Origin of the sequence: Microbacterium sp. H37-C3, assembly GCF_027157935.1 — a bacterium.
In the GTDB taxonomy this organism is placed as follows: domain Bacteria; phylum Actinomycetota; class Actinomycetes; order Actinomycetales; family Microbacteriaceae; genus Microbacterium; species Microbacterium plantarum.
Genome location: NZ_JAPVLR010000001.1, coordinates 886985 through 902358 on the forward strand (window position 1 = coordinate 886985; position 15374 = coordinate 902358).

General features: G+C 68.7%; 15 protein-coding genes and 1 tRNA gene. 5 read left to right on the top strand and 11 right to left on the bottom strand.

Features of this window, described 5'->3' with window-relative positions; all coding sequences use genetic code 11:
- Window positions 1-2: 2 nt before the first annotated feature.
- On the bottom strand, window positions 3-1274 hold the full coding sequence (locus O1W71_RS04410) for an MFS transporter (RefSeq protein WP_269266643.1): 1272 nt from the start codon (window positions 1272-1274) through the stop codon (window positions 3-5).
- Between the two features lie 42 nt (window positions 1275-1316).
- Here O1W71_RS04410 and O1W71_RS04415 point away from each other — a divergent pair, with 42 nt between their 5' ends.
- Window positions 1317-3878, top strand: coding sequence for an excinuclease ABC subunit UvrA (locus tag O1W71_RS04415; protein WP_269266644.1), 2562 nt, complete (start codon window positions 1317-1319; stop codon window positions 3876-3878).
- Window positions 3879-3906: 28 nt separating this feature from the next.
- Here the strand turns inward: O1W71_RS04415 and O1W71_RS04420 are convergent, their stop codons facing one another.
- From O1W71_RS04420 to O1W71_RS04435, 4 genes are read right to left on the bottom strand one after another with little or no spacing between them, the layout of a single operon-like run.
- Entirely contained in the window at window positions 3907-4545 is a 639-nt protein-coding gene (locus O1W71_RS04420) for an ATP-binding cassette domain-containing protein (protein ID WP_269266645.1), read from the bottom strand.
- On the bottom strand, window positions 4542-5993 hold the full coding sequence (locus tag O1W71_RS04425; RefSeq protein ID WP_269266646.1) for a hypothetical protein: 1452 nt from the start codon (window positions 5991-5993) through the stop codon (window positions 4542-4544). Before O1W71_RS04425 ends, O1W71_RS04420 begins: the two co-directional genes overlap by 4 nt.
- A complete protein-coding gene (locus O1W71_RS04430; protein WP_269266647.1) occupies window positions 5990-6820 on the bottom strand; it encodes a hypothetical protein in 831 nt (276 codons plus the stop codon). Before O1W71_RS04430 ends, O1W71_RS04425 begins: the two co-directional genes overlap by 4 nt.
- Window positions 6821-6837: 17 nt before the next feature.
- Window positions 6838-7269, bottom strand: a complete 432-nt coding sequence (locus O1W71_RS04435) for a hypothetical protein (RefSeq protein ID WP_269266648.1) — start codon at window positions 7267-7269, stop codon at window positions 6838-6840.
- Window positions 7270-7552: 283 nt separating this feature from the next.
- Here O1W71_RS04435 and O1W71_RS04440 point away from each other — a divergent pair, with 283 nt between their 5' ends.
- On the top strand, window positions 7553-7753 hold the full coding sequence (locus tag O1W71_RS04440) for a hypothetical protein (RefSeq protein ID WP_269266649.1): 201 nt from the start codon (window positions 7553-7555) through the stop codon (window positions 7751-7753).
- Window positions 7754-8052: 299 nt separating this feature from the next.
- Window positions 8053-8943 carry a hypothetical protein gene (locus tag O1W71_RS04445; RefSeq protein WP_269266650.1) on the top strand — a complete coding sequence of 297 codons (891 nt, stop codon included), beginning with the start codon at window positions 8053-8055 and terminating at the stop codon, window positions 8941-8943.
- Between the two features lie 154 nt (window positions 8944-9097).
- On the opposite strand, the gene O1W71_RS04450 is transcribed toward O1W71_RS04445, so the two are convergent.
- Window positions 9098-9171: transfer RNA gene (locus tag O1W71_RS04450), tRNA-Pro, on the bottom strand.
- A 140-nt stretch (window positions 9172-9311) separates the two neighbouring features.
- On the opposite strand from O1W71_RS04450, the gene O1W71_RS04455 reads away from it, so the two are divergent.
- Both O1W71_RS04455 and O1W71_RS04460 read left to right on the top strand, forming a co-directional pair.
- Window positions 9312-9929 carry a GNAT family N-acetyltransferase gene (locus O1W71_RS04455; RefSeq protein WP_269266651.1) on the top strand — a complete coding sequence of 206 codons (618 nt, stop codon included), beginning with the start codon at window positions 9312-9314 and terminating at the stop codon, window positions 9927-9929.
- Window positions 9930-9951: 22 nt separating this feature from the next.
- Window positions 9952-10320 (top strand): RNA-binding S4 domain-containing protein, encoded by a 369-nt coding sequence (locus tag O1W71_RS04460; RefSeq protein ID WP_023951692.1) that lies wholly within the window; start codon window positions 9952-9954, stop codon window positions 10318-10320.
- 54 nt (window positions 10321-10374) lie between these two features.
- On the opposite strand, the gene O1W71_RS04465 is transcribed toward O1W71_RS04460, so the two are convergent.
- From O1W71_RS04465 to argH, 5 genes are all read right to left on the bottom strand, one after another.
- Window positions 10375-11169 carry a DUF4184 family protein gene (locus O1W71_RS04465; RefSeq protein ID WP_269266652.1) on the bottom strand — a complete coding sequence of 265 codons (795 nt, stop codon included), beginning with the start codon at window positions 11167-11169 and terminating at the stop codon, window positions 10375-10377.
- A gap of 9 nt (window positions 11170-11178) precedes the next feature.
- Window positions 11179-12483: a tyrosine--tRNA ligase gene (gene tyrS, locus O1W71_RS04470; protein WP_269266653.1), complete on the bottom strand. Its 1305-nt coding sequence runs from the start codon at window positions 12481-12483 to the stop codon at window positions 11179-11181.
- A 48-nt stretch (window positions 12484-12531) separates the two neighbouring features.
- Window positions 12532-13224 carry a hypothetical protein gene (locus O1W71_RS04475; RefSeq protein ID WP_269266654.1) on the bottom strand — a complete coding sequence of 231 codons (693 nt, stop codon included), beginning with the start codon at window positions 13222-13224 and terminating at the stop codon, window positions 12532-12534.
- On the bottom strand, window positions 13221-13865 hold the full coding sequence (locus tag O1W71_RS04480; RefSeq protein ID WP_269266655.1) for a SatD family protein: 645 nt from the start codon (window positions 13863-13865) through the stop codon (window positions 13221-13223). Before O1W71_RS04480 ends, O1W71_RS04475 begins: the two co-directional genes overlap by 4 nt.
- Window positions 13866-13943: 78 nt before the next feature.
- Window positions 13944-15374 carry an argininosuccinate lyase gene (gene argH / locus O1W71_RS04485; protein ID WP_112613831.1) on the bottom strand — a complete coding sequence of 477 codons (1431 nt, stop codon included), beginning with the start codon at window positions 15372-15374 and terminating at the stop codon, window positions 13944-13946.

Consider the following 15374-nt stretch of genomic DNA (forward strand, 5'->3'; position numbering starts at 1 on the left):
GGTCACCCGGCCGCGACAGCCTCCGTCTCGTCGTCGTCGACGGCTGGCGGAGCCGCCGCGATGTGCGTGATCGGACGCCAGACCAGCAGCAGGGTCACCGCCGCGCCGACGAAGGCGAACCACCAGGGGCCGGTCGGTCCCCAGACCTGGGCGATGACCCCGCCGAGCGCCTGCCCGATCACGAGTCCGCCGAAGACCCCGACCATGTTGACCGAGGCGATGCGGCCCTGCAGCTCGTGAGGAACGAGGCGCTGGCGGACGGTGGTCGAGATCGTGGCCCAGACGAAGGCGTAGGCACCGAACGCGATCATGATCACGAAGGCGACTGCCCCCGAGGTCGTCAGGGCGAACGCGAGGTGCATGAGCACCTCGGCGGTGAGACACACGCGCATGAGCGCGGCGAACGAGAAGCGTCGTTCCAGCCTTCCGAACAGCAGAGTCGCCGCCAGTCCGCCGATCGCGGAAGCCGTCGTCAGCGCGCCGTACCCGACCGGCCCCATCCGCAGGTAGTCGGTCGCGTAGAGGACGAGCACACCCCAGGGCGCGGCCCAGGTCACGTTGAAGGTGAGGATGATGATCACGAGCGTCCGCACCGGCGGGTTGCGCCACAGCCAGCGGATGCCGCTGAGGATATCGGTGTGCACCGGAGTACGCTCACGCGGTCCGCCCGCCGGTTCGACGCGCTTCGTCGCGGTGATCCGCGAGATGAGGACGATAGCGAGCGCGACGCACAGCCCCTGGACGGCGAACGGCCAGAACGATCCCACGGCGAACAGGAAGGCACCCAGCGGCGGACCGCCGAGCTGGTTCGCCACGAGGAACCCGGCCTGAAGGCGCGCATTGCCGGTGCCGAGGTCGCTTTTGCGCACCATCATCGGCAGCAGAGTGCTGCTCGTCGTGTCGACGAACACCTCGGCGGTGCCGTAGAGGAACGCCACGATCAGCACCATCCAGATGCTGGCGAGACCGGTGACGAGGAAGACGCACAGACCGACCAGCACGAGAGCCCGGATGCCGTTGGCCACCACGATCAGGACCCGTCGGTCGACCCGGTCGGCGATGGCGCCGGCGTGAAGCCCGAACAGCAGCCACGGCAGGAACTGCAGGACCGCTCCGGAAGCCACCAGGATCGGCGAATCGGTCATCGAGGCGATCAGGAGCGGTGCGGCTGCGAGGGCGATGCCGTCGCCGATGTTGCTCGTCAGCGACGAAGCGAACAGCCACCGGAAGTCACGACCCAGACGCTGCGGCGCGACCCACTCTGCGATACCCACCGCATGAGCCTAGGGCGCACCTCCGACACGTAGGCTTGCCCGATGTCCGGAAACTCGCGTGTCAGCCCCGATGCCTTCGTGCGCGTGCGCGGAGCGCGCGAGAACAATCTCCGGAATGTCGACGTCGATGTTCCGCGCGACGCGATCGTCGCGTTCACCGGGGTGTCGGGCTCGGGTAAGTCGTCGCTCGCGTTCGGGACGATCTTCACCGAGGCGCAGCGCCGGTACCTCGAGTCCGTGGCCCCCTACGCCCGGCGCCTGATCCAGCAGGGCCACAATCCGCACGTCGAGTCGATCACGGGGCTCCCGCCGGCCGTCGCTCTGCAGCAGCGTCGCGGTGCGCCCAGCTCTCGCTCGAGCGTCGGCACCGTGACGACGCTGTCGAACTCGCTGCGGATGCTGTTCTCGCGCGCCGGCACCTTCCCTGACGGGTTCACCGACCGGCTCGACTCCGACGCCTTCTCCCCCAACACCGCCGCCGGCGCGTGCCCGGAGTGCCACGGCATCGGCGTCGCGCACACGGTCACCGAAGAGACGCTCGTCCCCGACCCCTCCCTCAGCATCCGCGACGGCGCGATCGCCGCGTGGCCGGGCGCGTGGCAAGCGAAGAACCTCCGCGACATCACGATCGCCCTCGGCTACGACGTCGACCGCCCCTGGCGCGAGCTCGACCCCGCCGACCGGGAATGGCTGCTCTTCACCGACGAACAGCCCGTGATGGAGATCACTCCGCAGCGCGACCGAGTCGCGAAGCCGTACAAAGGCATGTTCTGGAGCGCGAAGAAGTACGTCTTCCACACCCTCGCCGACTCGAACAGCGCGAAGATGCGCGAGCGGGTGCTCCAGTTCGTGCGCACCGGCGTCTGCCCGCTGTGCGGCGGCTCGGGCCTCCGGCGCGAGGCGCTGGCTGTCACCTTCGCCGGCCGCACGATCGCCGAGCTGAACGCCCTGCCGATGAGCGAGCTCGCCGACATCCTGCGTCCGACCACGATGCTGACGGATGCCGCGCCCGCGCTGCCGACGTCATCGTCCGGCGAGCGGACGGATGTCGCTGTCGCGATCACCACCGACCTCGTCGCCCGCATCGAGGTGCTGATCGACCTCGGGCTGGGCTACCTCGGCCTCGGCCGGGTGACCACGACCCTCTCCCCCGGCGAGATGCAGCGTCTGCGTCTGGCCACGCAGCTGCGCTCGGGCCTGTTCGGCGTGGTGTACGTGCTCGACGAGCCGTCAGCAGGCCTGCATCCCGCCGACGCCGAGCCGCTGCTCGACGTCTTGGAGCAGCTCACCGCCGCGGGGAACTCGGTGTTCGTCGTCGAGCACAACATGGATGTCGTCCGGGGTGCGGACTGGATCGTCGACGTCGGCCCCGGAGCGGGCGAGGGCGGCGGCGACGTGCTCTACAGCGGAGCCGTCGACGGACTTGCCCAGGTGGCCGAATCGGTGACGCGGCCCTTCCTGTTCCCCGACGCCGACGGGGCTGCGGTGAAGCCTCGCGACCTGCGCACCCCCACCGGCTGGCTGACGCTGGAGGGCGCCTCACTGCACAACCTCGTGGACGTCGACGCGTCGTTCCCGCTCGGGACGTTCGTGGCCGTCACGGGCGTATCGGGGTCGGGCAAGTCGTCGCTCGTGGGAGGCGTGCTCCGCGACGTGGTGCGCGGCTACCTGCGCGGGGATGACGCAGCCGACCAGCCAGACGACGAGACAACGGATGCCGCGGCGCCGGCCGAGACCGGCTTGACGGAGGCGACACTCCCCGACGGGCGAGCCGATATCCCGACGGTGCGGACCGTCGACGGCCTCGAGCACATCGACCGGCTCGTGCGCGTCGACCAGAAGCCGATCGGACGTACGCCGCGCTCGAACCTGGCGACGTACACGGGCCTGTTCGATGCGGTGCGCGCCGTGTTCGCCGGCACCGACCTCGCCCGCGAGCGCGGGTACACCGCCGGACGCTTCTCATTTAACGTCGCGGGAGGCCGCTGCGAGACGTGCCTCGGCGAAGGTTACGTCTCGGTCGAGCTGCTGTTCCTGCCGGGCAGCTACGGGAAGTGTCCGACGTGTCACGGCGCGCGGTACAACGCCGAGACGCTCGAGGTCGCCTACCGCGGCAAGAACATCGCTGAGGTGCTCAGCCTCACCGTCGACGAGGCCGTCGGGTTCCTCGAGCCGGTGCCCGCGGCATCCCGCAGCCTGCGCACGCTACGCGACGTCGGCCTGGGCTACCTGCGGCTCGGGCAGCCGGCTACCGAGCTGTCGGGCGGCGAGGCGCAGCGCATCAAGCTCGCGACCGAGCTGCAGCGGGCTCGCCGCGGCCACACCCTCTACCTGCTCGACGAGCCCACCACCGGACTGCATCCCGCCGACGTGCGCCTGCTGCTCACGCAGCTGCACGCGCTGGTCGACGCCGGCAACACGGTGGTCGTCGTCGAGCACGACATGGCTGTCGTAGCCTCCGCCGACTGGGTCATCGACCTCGGTCCGGCCGGCGGCAACGCGGGTGGCCGCGTGGTCGCGGCCGGGACGCCCGAGGATGTGGCTCAGGTGGCGGAGAGCCGGACGGCGCCGTACCTCGCGAGCGCGATGCAGAGCATTCGTTAGGCCCGTCGGATCGCGGGCTTCCCCTGGGCTAGTGCGCGACCAGGCGCTGCTCCTCCACACGGAAGACCTCGTCGGCCAGGGTGTGAACGTCGCGTTCGCTGTGGCTCGTGAACAGGATCGTCGTCCCGCGCTCCCGCTCCGCGCGGAGGATCTCGGTGACACGCTCGACGCTGCTCTTGTCCAGCGCGTTGAAAGGCTCATCCAACAGAAGAACCTCCGGTTTCTCCATCAGGGCCTGAGCGAGTGACAGCTTCTGCTTCATCCCGAGCGAGTAGTTGCGCACCTTCTGCTTCGCATCGGGATCGAGTCCGACACGCATCATCGCGGCTCTGACGTCCTCCACGGTGATCTGACGGCGGATACGAGCGAGTTCGAGGAGATTCTGCAGGCCCGTGCGACCCGGGATGTAGGCGGGGCCGTCGATCGCGATGCCGAATCGCTCCGGGAATGTGCGGCGCGAAGAGAGCAGTGACGGATCGATCCAGACGCTGCCGGAATCTGGCGTGACGAATCCGCAGATCACCTTGAGCAGCACCGACTTGCCCGACCCATTGGGCCCGGTGAGCGCCACCGTGGCTCCGCGACGCAGGTTGAGGGTCGCACCCCGGTAGAGGTCGATACCTCCGAGGGTCACGCTGACATCGCGCACCTCTACGACGTTGTTCATCGGCTGAGAACCTTCCTGGGCGACGAGGACAGAAGCGGAACCGTCTTCGGTCCGCGACGAGTGGCAACGAGGACGACGGCGCACGTCGCCGCGGTGAGGAGCAGGGCGTTCGCGATGGTCGCCGCCCACCCGCCGTCGAAGAGGACCGCTGTGCTCGCGCGTTGCGTCACCCACACCACCGAGGCGGGAATCGGCACGGCTGCGAGTGCGGTCACAACGCCGATGACGACGAGACCGCTGACCTGCTTGTTCGAGATGAGCACGGCGCACGCCACACACGCGATGTAGAACGTGATCTGGATCGCCTGCATCACCGTGGTCTGGAAGAGCAGCAGCATCAGGCCCGGCTCGCCCACGATCGTCCGCCCGCCGGCGACGAAGTATGCCGCAACGGCCGCGACGAGGACCACTGCCGAGTACGTCAGTGCGTGGCCGAACTCTCGCGAGATGATCGTGACGAGCTGACGACGTCGACTGCCGTACCGCAAGCCCGTCACCAGCCCCCAGGGCCCCGCGAGCTGGGCCATCCGGAACTGCGCGGCGAAGGCATAGCCCACGACGAGAATCACCGCGACGAGCATCTGCAGCATGGTTCCGGTGGCACCGAAGTACAGGCCGGTGAGAAACCCCACAAGGTCGGTGTCGCGCGCGCCGAAGGCCCCCGCGGCCAAGAGCGCCACGAGGGCTCCGGCCGCGCTCGGCAGGAGCCAGTCGGGAGGGCTGATACCGTTCTGGCGCGCGCTCCGGTCGAGGAAAGCCGCCGCGACAGTGAGACCAATGATGGCGACCGAGTAAGCGAGCACGACGTCGCCCATCATCCTCGGCTGCGCGGCCAGGGCCGGGACGAGCGTGTATGCGCGGAAGTCCGCAAGACCGCCCAGCAGCAGGACCCCGGTCGCGGATGCTGCCGCCCACAACCACGCGGCGATGCTGAGGGCGACAGCCACGGCGTGCAGGCTCAACAGCGCCAGCATCTCGAGGACCATCCTCGTCAACATGAGGAACACCCCGAGCAGCGCGACCTGCGCGCCGATCGCCGCCGCGAGCGGCATCCCGACGTCGTCGACGCGTGCGATGAGGGTGGAATCCCGGTCGAGCTGTCCGCCCAAGTCGACGACGACCGCAGCCGCCGCTCCGGTGATGACGGCCAGGAGGGGCGGCAGTATCGCTCGGAGCGCCCGCCAACAGATGCGCCGCAGGTGGCTCGAATAGCTGCCGGCACGGATGAGGCGAAGGAGTGTGGCTGTGCGCCGTGAGTCGAGGACGCCGTAGGCCAGCCACAGCGGGGTCACGACGAAGGCGAGGAAGGTGGGGCTCGTCAGCGTGCTCAGGACCCCGAGTGCCAGTTCTTCGTGAAGCCCCGCCGAGCTCGCTGGCCGCTCGAGAACGCAGTACCCGAACGCGGCAGCGGCGACAGCTGCCCACAGGGCGATCCCCCAGCGATTCACGCAAGCTGACCGTTCGTCGGCGCGCGATACAGCACGAGAGCGGCGAAGACGAGCGTGACTGCTGCGAGGACGAGCATCGGGGCCGCAGCGATGAGCGGCGCCGAGGCTTCGAGTCCGAAGGGGAAGAGCGAGTACAACAGGCCGAAACGGGGCAACCCGATGAGCGCTGCGCCGACCGTCGAGCCCAGATAGATCAGGAACGGCAGGCCGAGCGCGAGAATGCGATTCGGCAGCGTGACCAGGAAGCAGCAGCACAGAACGGCGAATGCGGCTGAGCTCAGCGAGACCCACGCGGCATACCCGAAACCGAACGCGAGTTCTCCGTATTCGAGCAGGAAGCTGTAACTCGACCGCTCGAGGCTTTGCGCCGCGGCCTGTTCCACGGTCATGTTGTATCCCGCTGGGTCAATGCCCGGATCGCCGGCCAGCGGCCACACGTAGAAGGCGACCACAAATGCGGCGAAGACGTACAGGAAGAAGATGAGCGCCGATCCCCCCGCGGCCCGCGCCATGTGACGAAGAACGAACTCGCGAGCACTCATGCGGCTGCGAGTGTTCGCGACGAATCGCTCCGTAAGTTGCGCGTATAGCCGCAGGCAGGTCAGCAGGGTGACGACCAGCGGCAGAATGAGGCTTACGGGTGCCAACATCATGATGGCGAAGACGTCTGACCTGTCGCGGAACGAGCCGCCGGATGCCGCGTTCACACCGACAACGATCGGGACCAGCACCACCAGAACGGCGACGATCGGGACGATGAGGTCGCCGCGGCCCCTGGGGGTCCCGGCGCGACCGAGACCCCCAGAGACATCAACGGCTGCAAGCATGCCCTTCTTCGGGTTGCTCAGTTGGATCGCCAGCTTCCGCTCGCCGATACGCGCACGACCGCCCACGTCGAGTTGTGGAGCTGCAGGTACGCACGGTTGCCGGCCGCGACGTGCGATCCGCTCGGGAGCGTAGCCGAGGCTCCATCACCGAGGTTGAACCGCTCTGTGCCGCACGTCACCTGGGCGGGCGTCGACCCGGGACCTGCCGCGCGATCCAGGCGGCACTGTCGCGCATTCAGGTTGTAGTCGGAGCCGACGCTGATGCTCCGGATGTCACCAGCGGCGGAGGCATTCGACTTGATCTGGTTCACCGCGAGGACGCCCTGCTGCAGCGCTGGCAGCGTTGTGCTGAACCCCGCGTATGACGTCCCTGCAACTGCATTCGCTGCCGGAAGCATGAGTGCGGCTGCTAATACGCCAATAGTGGCAATCTTGGTGGACTTTCTCATCGTCCCTCACCTCTCTGTTCCTACTTGAGCCCGGAAGGCGCAAGTATTCACGGATTCTTGAACGACGCTCGGGGCGGCTCGGCGTTCGGGTCAAAGAGCGTGACTCCGTCGTCTCCTTGAACGTAGCAGCGCCTCTTGAGAACGTCCAGGTGTGTCGAAACGGCGAGGGTGCGCGCTTTTGAGCCACGCTTATGCACATCACATCTATTAGGCCGGACGCATCCTTGCATGAGGCTGCGCGAACGGCATCCATATAGGCTTAGGGGCCTGTCGGGGACTGTGCATGGTGACGAAGGGCCAGGATATGGAACGACCAGCGGCAATCATGTGGGTCGTGCTGAGCGTTGTTGGCATGGCGCTCGTCATGTGGGGCATCATGAGCGGGTCCCTCGCCTTTACCGTGGCGCCGGCGGTGCTCACCGTCGGCTGCATCGCGATGGCGGTGGTCGCGGCGCGAAACCGCGGCTCGCGTCGGCGTGGCTGACGGCGTGGCCGCGTTCATCTTTGGCGGCCTCTCTGGCTCAGTATCTGCTACGACCCGGACCGCGAAGCTGTGTGCGGACAGTTCGCCGCGCGGACACCGTGAGCTTCACTCATGGGTTAGCCCTCCTCATGGAAAGCAGCGGACAAACCTTAGCTCGGACCATCTCCGTCTCGGCCCGGCGAGGAGTGGACGGCTGATCATGAGCAGTCCGTACGGGAAGTCGACGGCTCGGTGTGCTTTCCAGGGTACGGCGATCGTTGGCAGGGCTCGATGCTTTCATTTCCGATACCCTCTGAGGCATGTATAGGACGCGTGGCACGTTTAGCCAGGACCTCAAGGACGCCAACACGACGCTCGGGGCACACCTGCGACTGACGTTCCCGAATTTGAAACCCATTCAGGCGGATTACAAAGCGCGCGCCGATGCGCTCACCGTGGATAGTCAGGGCGCCAGCCCGACGATGATCGGCACGGCGATCGACCTGGTCCCACGGCTCATCGCGGAGCCGGAGGAGTTGCCCGACTCGGCCGCGCAGCTCTTCCCATTCAACAGCGATTATCACGAGGAGTTGGGAAGTCTGGTCGCGCTCGCGAACAACCCCGACCGTGAAACGCAAGCTCGGGCAGTGTGGGGCCTCGCCCTGTGCGTGTCGGCATTCCGCGCGGGCGCAGGCATTGCTCCACGGATTCCGGAGCTTGTGCAGGCGCACGAGTTCGCAGCGTCGCGGATGATGACGGAGGCACCGCCCGAGGCGGTCGCCGAGTTGAGCGCCCTTCGGGAGTTGCTCGAGTCTCGCCTGATGCCGCGCCTGGAGCCGCCCACCGTCTTCGGACCGCGCTTCGACCTGTCTCGGCCGGGCGAAGGGCAGCGCATCGCCGCCGAGGCTGACATGATCTCCGGCGGCATGCTTATCGATGTCAAGTCAAACCTCGCGCCCAAGACCAAGGCCGGCGCCCGTCCCGACGTGCTGAAGCCCGAACACATCCATCAGCTGCTCGGTTACGCCCTCCTGGACAACTCCGACGTCTACGGCATTCAACGCCTCGCCATCTACTCGGCGCGCTACGGCTCGTTGATCGACTGGCCACTCAACCTCGTCGCCGAGACCACCGCGGGGCGCGCGGTCGACATCACAGCCGAACGCGAGCGCGTCTGGGACATGATGCAGGACAAGATCGAGATCGTTTGAACGAGGGGGCCCTCACGGCCTTGGCAGCGGAGCACGTTCAACGTGCGCGCGCTGCGAAGGCGCCCTGAAGCCGTTCCAGGCACAACGAGTGGGTGCCGATTCCGGGACATGCAAAGGCCCGGAATCTCTTGCGAGATTCCGGGCCTTTCAACCGTCGGGATGACAGGATTTGAACCTGCGACCCCTTGACCCCCAGTCAAGTGCGCTACCAAGCTGCGCCACATCCCGGTCCGCTGTCCGCACGCGGACAACTCCCCTATCCTAACCGGTCCTGAGCGCGCTCGCGAACCGGCGCACCCGGGCGCGTTGCGCGGCCTCGCTGGCCCCGATCGTTGCCCGGTGTCCGAGGCTGGCGCTACGGTCTGGCCATGAGCGAGACGACGATCGTGCCGGTGACGCCCGGCAGCTTCAGCGATGCCCAGCACGCGATGAGCGGCGGCGGCGACGGACATGAGTGTCAGTGTCAATGGTGGACGATGACCAACGCCGACTTCCAGCGCACCGACGTCGAAGGCCGTGCCGCGGCCTTCCGCAGCGAAGTGGATGCCGCGCCCTCCCCCGGCCTCGTCGCCTACGTCGATGGCGATGCCGCCGGCTGGGTCCGCGTCGGTCCGCGTACTCGCCAGATCCGACTGAGCAAAACCCGCGCCTATGCGGGCGCGACCGAAGAGCCCTGGGATGACGCGGATGTCTGGGCCGTCAGCTGTTTCGCCGTCCGCAAGGAGCATCGCGGCTCGGGCCTCAACGCGGCCCTCCTCGATGCTGCCGTCACCTTCGCCCGCGAGAACGGCGCTCGCGTGGTCGAGGCGTACCCGGTCGACCCGGATGCGGGGCGCAAGGTCACCTCGAACGAGCTGTACCACGGGGCCCTGTCCACGTTCCTCAGCGCCGGCTTCCGCGAGGTCGCCCGCCCGAAGCCGCACGTCGCCGTCGTCTCGCTCGACCTGGCCGGCGCGAACGAGACCAGCACCGGCGAGCACCCCTGACGCTTCGACGAGAATGGAACGCATGACCGCATCCGATGCCCCCGTCCGTGTGGACTCGTGGCTGTGGGCGGTCCGCATCTACAAGACCCGCTCAGCGGCGACCACGGCCTGCCGCGCCGGTCACGTCCGGGTCAACGGCGAAAAGGTCAAAGCGTCGCAGTCAGTGAAGCCCGGCGACGAGCTGCGCGTGCGGATCGCGGGCTTCGACCGCATCCTCGTCGTCCGGCAGACGCTCACCAAGCGCGTCGGCGCGCCCGTCGCAGCGACCGCCCTGGAAGACCGCACTCCCCCGCGCGAGCCGATGGCGATGCTCGCCGTCCGTGACCGTGGCGCCGGCCGACCGACGAAACGCGAACGTCGCGAGATCGACCGACTGCGCGGAGTCGATTGATCCATCACCTCGGCCACACGACCACGGGCCGCTGAAGACCAGAAGCCCCGATACTCAGCGCACGACGCGGCGACGCGCCACCCGTACGACGACGCACAGCACGAGCGTCACCATTCCCCAGATGGCGCATGCCGGCGGCAGCACGCGGTACGCAAGGTGCTGAGCGGTCCACTCCGCCGTGAGCGGGCCGTAGGCTGCGAGGCCGATCAGCCACGCCGCGACGAGCGCCACCGGCAGCGATGCCCACCAGACGACCCGCACCGCACCGGGCAGCACCCGCCGCACGGATGACAGCGGCCGCTTCCGCAGCCAGAACGCCCCCGCCACCGCGAGCCCGAGCAGACCCAGCGCGCTCGAGGCGTACTGGAACCAGCGGTACCCGTGGAACGGACCCCAGCGTTCGGCCAGCGCGGGGATGAGCTCGACGCCCCAGCGCCCCTCGTGGGTGAAGGCATCCCAGGCGATGTGACTCAGCACGCCCAGCGCCAGCGACACCACGACCAACAACACCGTGAGCGCCACCGACCGGCTCCGCCCCGATCCGGGACGTACGGTTCGCAGCGCGTCGCCTGCCGCGGCATCCCACGCCGGCGGCAGCCTTGCCGCCAGCCAGTCCGGCGCGAGCTCACGCACCGCGGGGCGCAGCAGCAGCCACCACGCGAGCAGCAGCACTCCCGCGATCGCGACCGTCAGCCACGGGTACGCGTGGGTCTGCGCATAGCTGATGCCGATTCCCCGGGCGAACAACGGCAGGTCCGGAGCCATCGCCCCGACAGCCACCGCCGCCGGCACGAGCGGTGTGCGAACAACCGCCAGCGCGACGACGGCGTGGCTCGGAGTGAACGGCATCCGGTCGGGTCAGTCCTCGATGAAAACGCCCGCGAGCGTCTTCTTGCCCCGCCGCAGCACGGCCACGCCACCCGGCAGATCGCCGACGACGACGGCCGACTCGTCGTCGACCTTCGCACCGTTGACCGAGACGCCGCCCTGCGCGATGGCCCGACGGGCCTCCGACAGGCTGCCCACGAGCCCGGTGTCGACGAGAAGCTGCACGACCGAGGCGCCGGCCGACGCCGTGGCGTGCGGAAGTTCCTGCAGAGCCGAGCGCAGCGTGGCGGCGTCGAGCGCGGTCAGGTCGCCCTGGCCGAACAGAGCGTCGGATGCCGCGATGACCTTCGCCGTCGCATCCACACCGTGCACCGTCGCGGTGACCTCGAACGCCAGACGCTTCTGCGCGGCGCGGCGGAACGGCTCGTCGGCGACGAGGCGCTCGTAGTCGGCGATCTCTGCGCTGCTGAGGAAGGTGAACACCTTCAGGCGCTCGACGACATCGGCATCCGCGGTCGAGAGCCAGAACTGGTAGAACGCGTACGGACTCGTGAGCTCGGCGTCGATCCAGATGGCGTTGCCCTCGCTCTTGCCGAACTTCGTGCCGTCGCTGTTGGTGATCAGCGGCGTGCCGAACGCGTGCACCGAGGTGCCCTCGACACGGTGGATGAGGTCGGTGCCACTGGTGAGGTTGCCCCACTGGTCCGATCCACCGGTCTGCAGCGTGCAGCCGTACTGACGGTAGAGCTCGAGGAAGTCGAGTCCCTGCAGAATCTGGTAGCTGAACTCGGTGTAGCTGATGCCGGCATCCGAGTTCAGGCGCGCGGCGACGGCATCCTTCTTCAGCATCGTGCCGACGCGGTAGTGCTTGCCGATCTCGCGCAGGAAGTCGATCGCCGACAGCGGCGCCGTCCAGTCGAGGTTGTTCACCATGCGGGCGGCGTTCTCGCCCTCGAAGCTGAGGTACTTCTCGATCTGGCCGCGCAGGCGGTCGACCCACTCGGCGACCGTTTCGCGCGAGTTGAGCGTGCGCTCGGCGGTCGGGCGGGGGTCGCCGATCAGGCCGGTCGAGCCGCCGACGAGCCCGAGGGGCTTGTGTCCGGCGAGCTGCAGACGGCGAAGCGTCAGCAGCTGCACGAGGTGACCGAGGTGCAGGGATGCCGCCGTCGGGTCGAAGCCGCAGTAACACGTGATGGGGTCTCCGCCGAGCGCCTCTCGCAGCGCTTCCTGGTCGGTGGACACATGCACGAGACCGCGCCACACCAGCTCGTCCCACACGTTCTCGAACGCGGGATCGAGCGCCACGGGGGCGGTCGTCAGGGCTTCATCAGACACGCGCTTCAGGTTATCAGCGGCGCACCCGCCGACCCGCCTCGATGACGCTCAGGCGGTGCCCCACCAGATGAGAAAGGCCGCGCCGAGGGCGACGACCCAGCTGACGAGGCTTCCGACGAGGAAGTACTCGGCGCGGTCTCCGCCGTCGTGGTCGCGCGAGATCTCCGGGAAGCGGACGATGCCCTTCGCCGCGAGCACGGCGGCCAGCAGCGTGAACGCTCCGGTGAGGGTGAGCGCGAAGACCAGCACGCGCTCGAGGGGGCCGATGATGCGCCCGCCTTTCAGCGCGTTCGTCGCCTCGGCTGCCACGACACCGCCCCGCAGCGACGCGCGCACGATGACGTTGCCGGACTCGACGAGGAACACCAGCCCACCCGCGAGCGCGATGGCGAGGTCGAGGCTCACGACGCCGAGGGGTGAGTCGATCGGCCAGATCCGTTCCAGCGGCCCCTGGCCGTCGCGCACCCCGATGAGGGCGACCGCCACGGCCACGACGACCGCCAGGATCGCCGCGGGCCACAGTCCCCATCGAGTGGGCTCGCGCGTCGAGGTGACCGCCGCCCACCCGGCCGCGACGGCGATCGCCGCGAACCACCAGGCCGCGGCGCCCGCCCAGGCTGCGAGCGGCAGCAGCGCCGCGCCGAGGACCACCAGCACGATCCCGAGCTTCGCGCCCGACAGCCGCTTGCGGGCGAGATCGAGCCCTCCGACGGCGAGAAGGATGAGTCCCGCGCCGATCACGACGAGCGCTCCGTTAGGGCCGCGTACCCGGCGACGATCGCGGGAGCTCCGGATGACGCCAGCAGCTGCGAGACGGCCGACTGGGTGATGCCCTCCTCCTTCGCGAGAGCGCCCTGGGTGCGACCGAGGCAGCGGCCGTAGGTCAGGCGCCGCGCACGCGACGACATCGCCCCGACGAGTTCGTCGCGGGCGAGCGCATAGGCGTTGGCGAAGCGGATGCGATCGGCCATGGCGACATCCTCGTCGTCCCCTCCGACAATGCGGATGCGGGCGCGCGGGACCGCGCGGTCCTGCATCGCGTGCACCTGCTCGATCGCCTCGCGCGCCCGCCACCACCCCGGGCCGTCGGAGATGTCCGAGCTCTCGGAAACGACCGAGCCGACGTCGCCGACACCGACCCCGAAGCGCAGCGACGCCTCGTCGGGCAGCGACAGCTGCAGGAGCAGAAGCCAGGCCAGCGCGTCATCCAGCTCGTCGAAGACCGCCTGGAACTCGTCGGCGAACGTGGCACGCATCGGGGTCACGGCGACGGGAAAGGCGCGATCGACCTCGGCCATCGCTGCTTCGATCTGCGCCTGGGTGCGGCTGCGATCGTCGAGCAGGCGAGAGCCGACGATGTCGGCGATGACAGCAACGGTCATGCAGATCAGGCTAGCACTTATATCCCGCGGATATCAGTCATCAGCTGATGAACGCCAGGTATCAGCCGATCGCTTATGTCAGAGCTGCCACACCCGCACGGCCTGCTGAGCCTGAGCGATCAGTGCCGCACGTTGCTCGTCGACCCGCACCGGCGCGGTTCCGCCGATGCCGTCGCGGCTGGCGACCGATCCCTCGGGCGACAGAACCTCGCGGACCTCGGGAGCCAGGTGCTCCGAGACCGAGACGAGGTCGTCATCGGATGCCTCATGCAGCTCGATGCCCCGCTCCTCGCAGAGCCGCACGAGCGAGCCCGAGATCTCGTGCGCCTCGCGGAACGGCACACCGCGCTTGACGAGCCACTCGGCGACATCGGTCGCGAGCGAGAACCCCTGCGGCGCGAGCTCGGCCATCCGGTCGACGTCGAAGCGGAGCGTCGCGACCATGCCGGCGAACGCGGGCAAGACCACCTCGAGCGTCTCGATCGAGTCGAAGACCGGCTCCTTGTCTTCCTGCAGGTCGCGGTTGTACGCGAGCGGCAGCGCCTTGAGGGTCGCGAGCAGGCCCGAGAGGTTGCCGATCACACGACCGGCCTTGCCGCGAGCGAGCTCGGCGATGTCGGGGTTCTTCTTCTGCGGCATGATGCTCGACCCGGTCGAGTAGCCGTCATCGAGCGTGACGAAGCCGAACTCGCGGGTGTTCCAGATGATGATGTCTTCGGCGAACCGCGAGATGTCGACGCCGATCATCGCGGCGATGAAAGCGAACTCGGCCACGACATCCCGCGAGGAGGTGCCGTCGATCGAGTTGTCGGCTGGACGCTCGAGGCCGAGCTCCGTGGCCACGAGCTGCGGGTCGAGACCGAGGGTCGCACCGGCGAGCGCTCCCCCACCGTAGGGCGAGACCCGCGCGCGCGCCGACCAGTCGCGCAGGCGCTCCAGGTCGCGCAGCAGCGGCCAGGCGTGGGCCTGCAGGTGGTGGGCGAGCAGCACCGGCTGCGCGTGCTGCAGGTGGGTGCGGCCGGGCATGATCGCGCGGGAGTGGTTCTCGGCCTGACCGACGATGGCGTCGATGACCCGCAGGATGTCACGGGCGATGACCTCGGCGTGATCGAGCAGGTACAGGCGCACGAGCGTGGCGATCTGGTCGTTGCGGCTGCGTCCGGCGCGCAGCTTGCCGCCGAGCTCCGGCCCGACGGTCGCGATGAGGGCGGCCTCGAGCGCGCCGTGCACGTCTTCGTCGCCGGGGGCGGGCTGCAGCGATCCGTCGCGGACGGCGGCGAGCACCGAGTCGAGCCCCGCGTGCATGCGGCTCTCCTCGTCGGGCGTGAGGTACCCGGCGGCGGCGAGCGCCTTCGCGTGAGCGTGAGATCCGGCGATGTCGTATCCGGCGAGCGCCCAGTCGAAGTGCGTCGATCGGCTCAGGCGGGCCAGCTCGGGCGCGGGGCCCGAGGCGAAGCGGGCTCCCCAGAGAGCCCCGGAGTTCGTGCCGCCTGACGTGTCTGCGCTCAT

Excerpts from the sequence above, each read along its gene's own strand:
- O1W71_RS04415 (WP_269266644.1), top strand. The coding sequence starts at position 1,317 with ATGTCCGGAAACTCGCGTGTCAGCCCCGATGCCTTCGTGCGCGTGCGC.
- O1W71_RS04420 (WP_269266645.1), bottom strand. The coding sequence starts at position 4,545 with ATGAACAACGTCGTAGAGGTGCGCGATGTCAGCGTGACCCTCGGAGGT.
- O1W71_RS04430 (WP_269266647.1), bottom strand. The coding sequence starts at position 6,820 with ATGCTTGCAGCCGTTGATGTCTCTGGGGGTCTCGGTCGCGCCGGGACC.
- O1W71_RS04435 (WP_269266648.1), bottom strand. The coding sequence starts at position 7,269 with ATGAGAAAGTCCACCAAGATTGCCACTATTGGCGTATTAGCAGCCGCA.
- O1W71_RS04440 (WP_269266649.1), top strand. The coding sequence starts at position 7,553 with ATGGTGACGAAGGGCCAGGATATGGAACGACCAGCGGCAATCATGTGG.
- O1W71_RS04445 (WP_269266650.1), top strand. The coding sequence starts at position 8,053 with ATGTATAGGACGCGTGGCACGTTTAGCCAGGACCTCAAGGACGCCAAC.
- O1W71_RS04455 (WP_269266651.1), top strand. The coding sequence starts at position 9,312 with ATGAGCGAGACGACGATCGTGCCGGTGACGCCCGGCAGCTTCAGCGAT.
- O1W71_RS04460 (WP_023951692.1), top strand. The coding sequence starts at position 9,952 with ATGACCGCATCCGATGCCCCCGTCCGTGTGGACTCGTGGCTGTGGGCG.
- O1W71_RS04465 (WP_269266652.1), bottom strand. The coding sequence starts at position 11,169 with ATGCCGTTCACTCCGAGCCACGCCGTCGTCGCGCTGGCGGTTGTTCGC.
- O1W71_RS04480 (WP_269266655.1), bottom strand. The coding sequence starts at position 13,865 with ATGACCGTTGCTGTCATCGCCGACATCGTCGGCTCTCGCCTGCTCGAC.
- argH (WP_112613831.1), bottom strand. The coding sequence starts at position 15,374 with ATGAGCGCAGACACGTCAGGCGGCACGAACTCCGGGGCTCTCTGGGGA.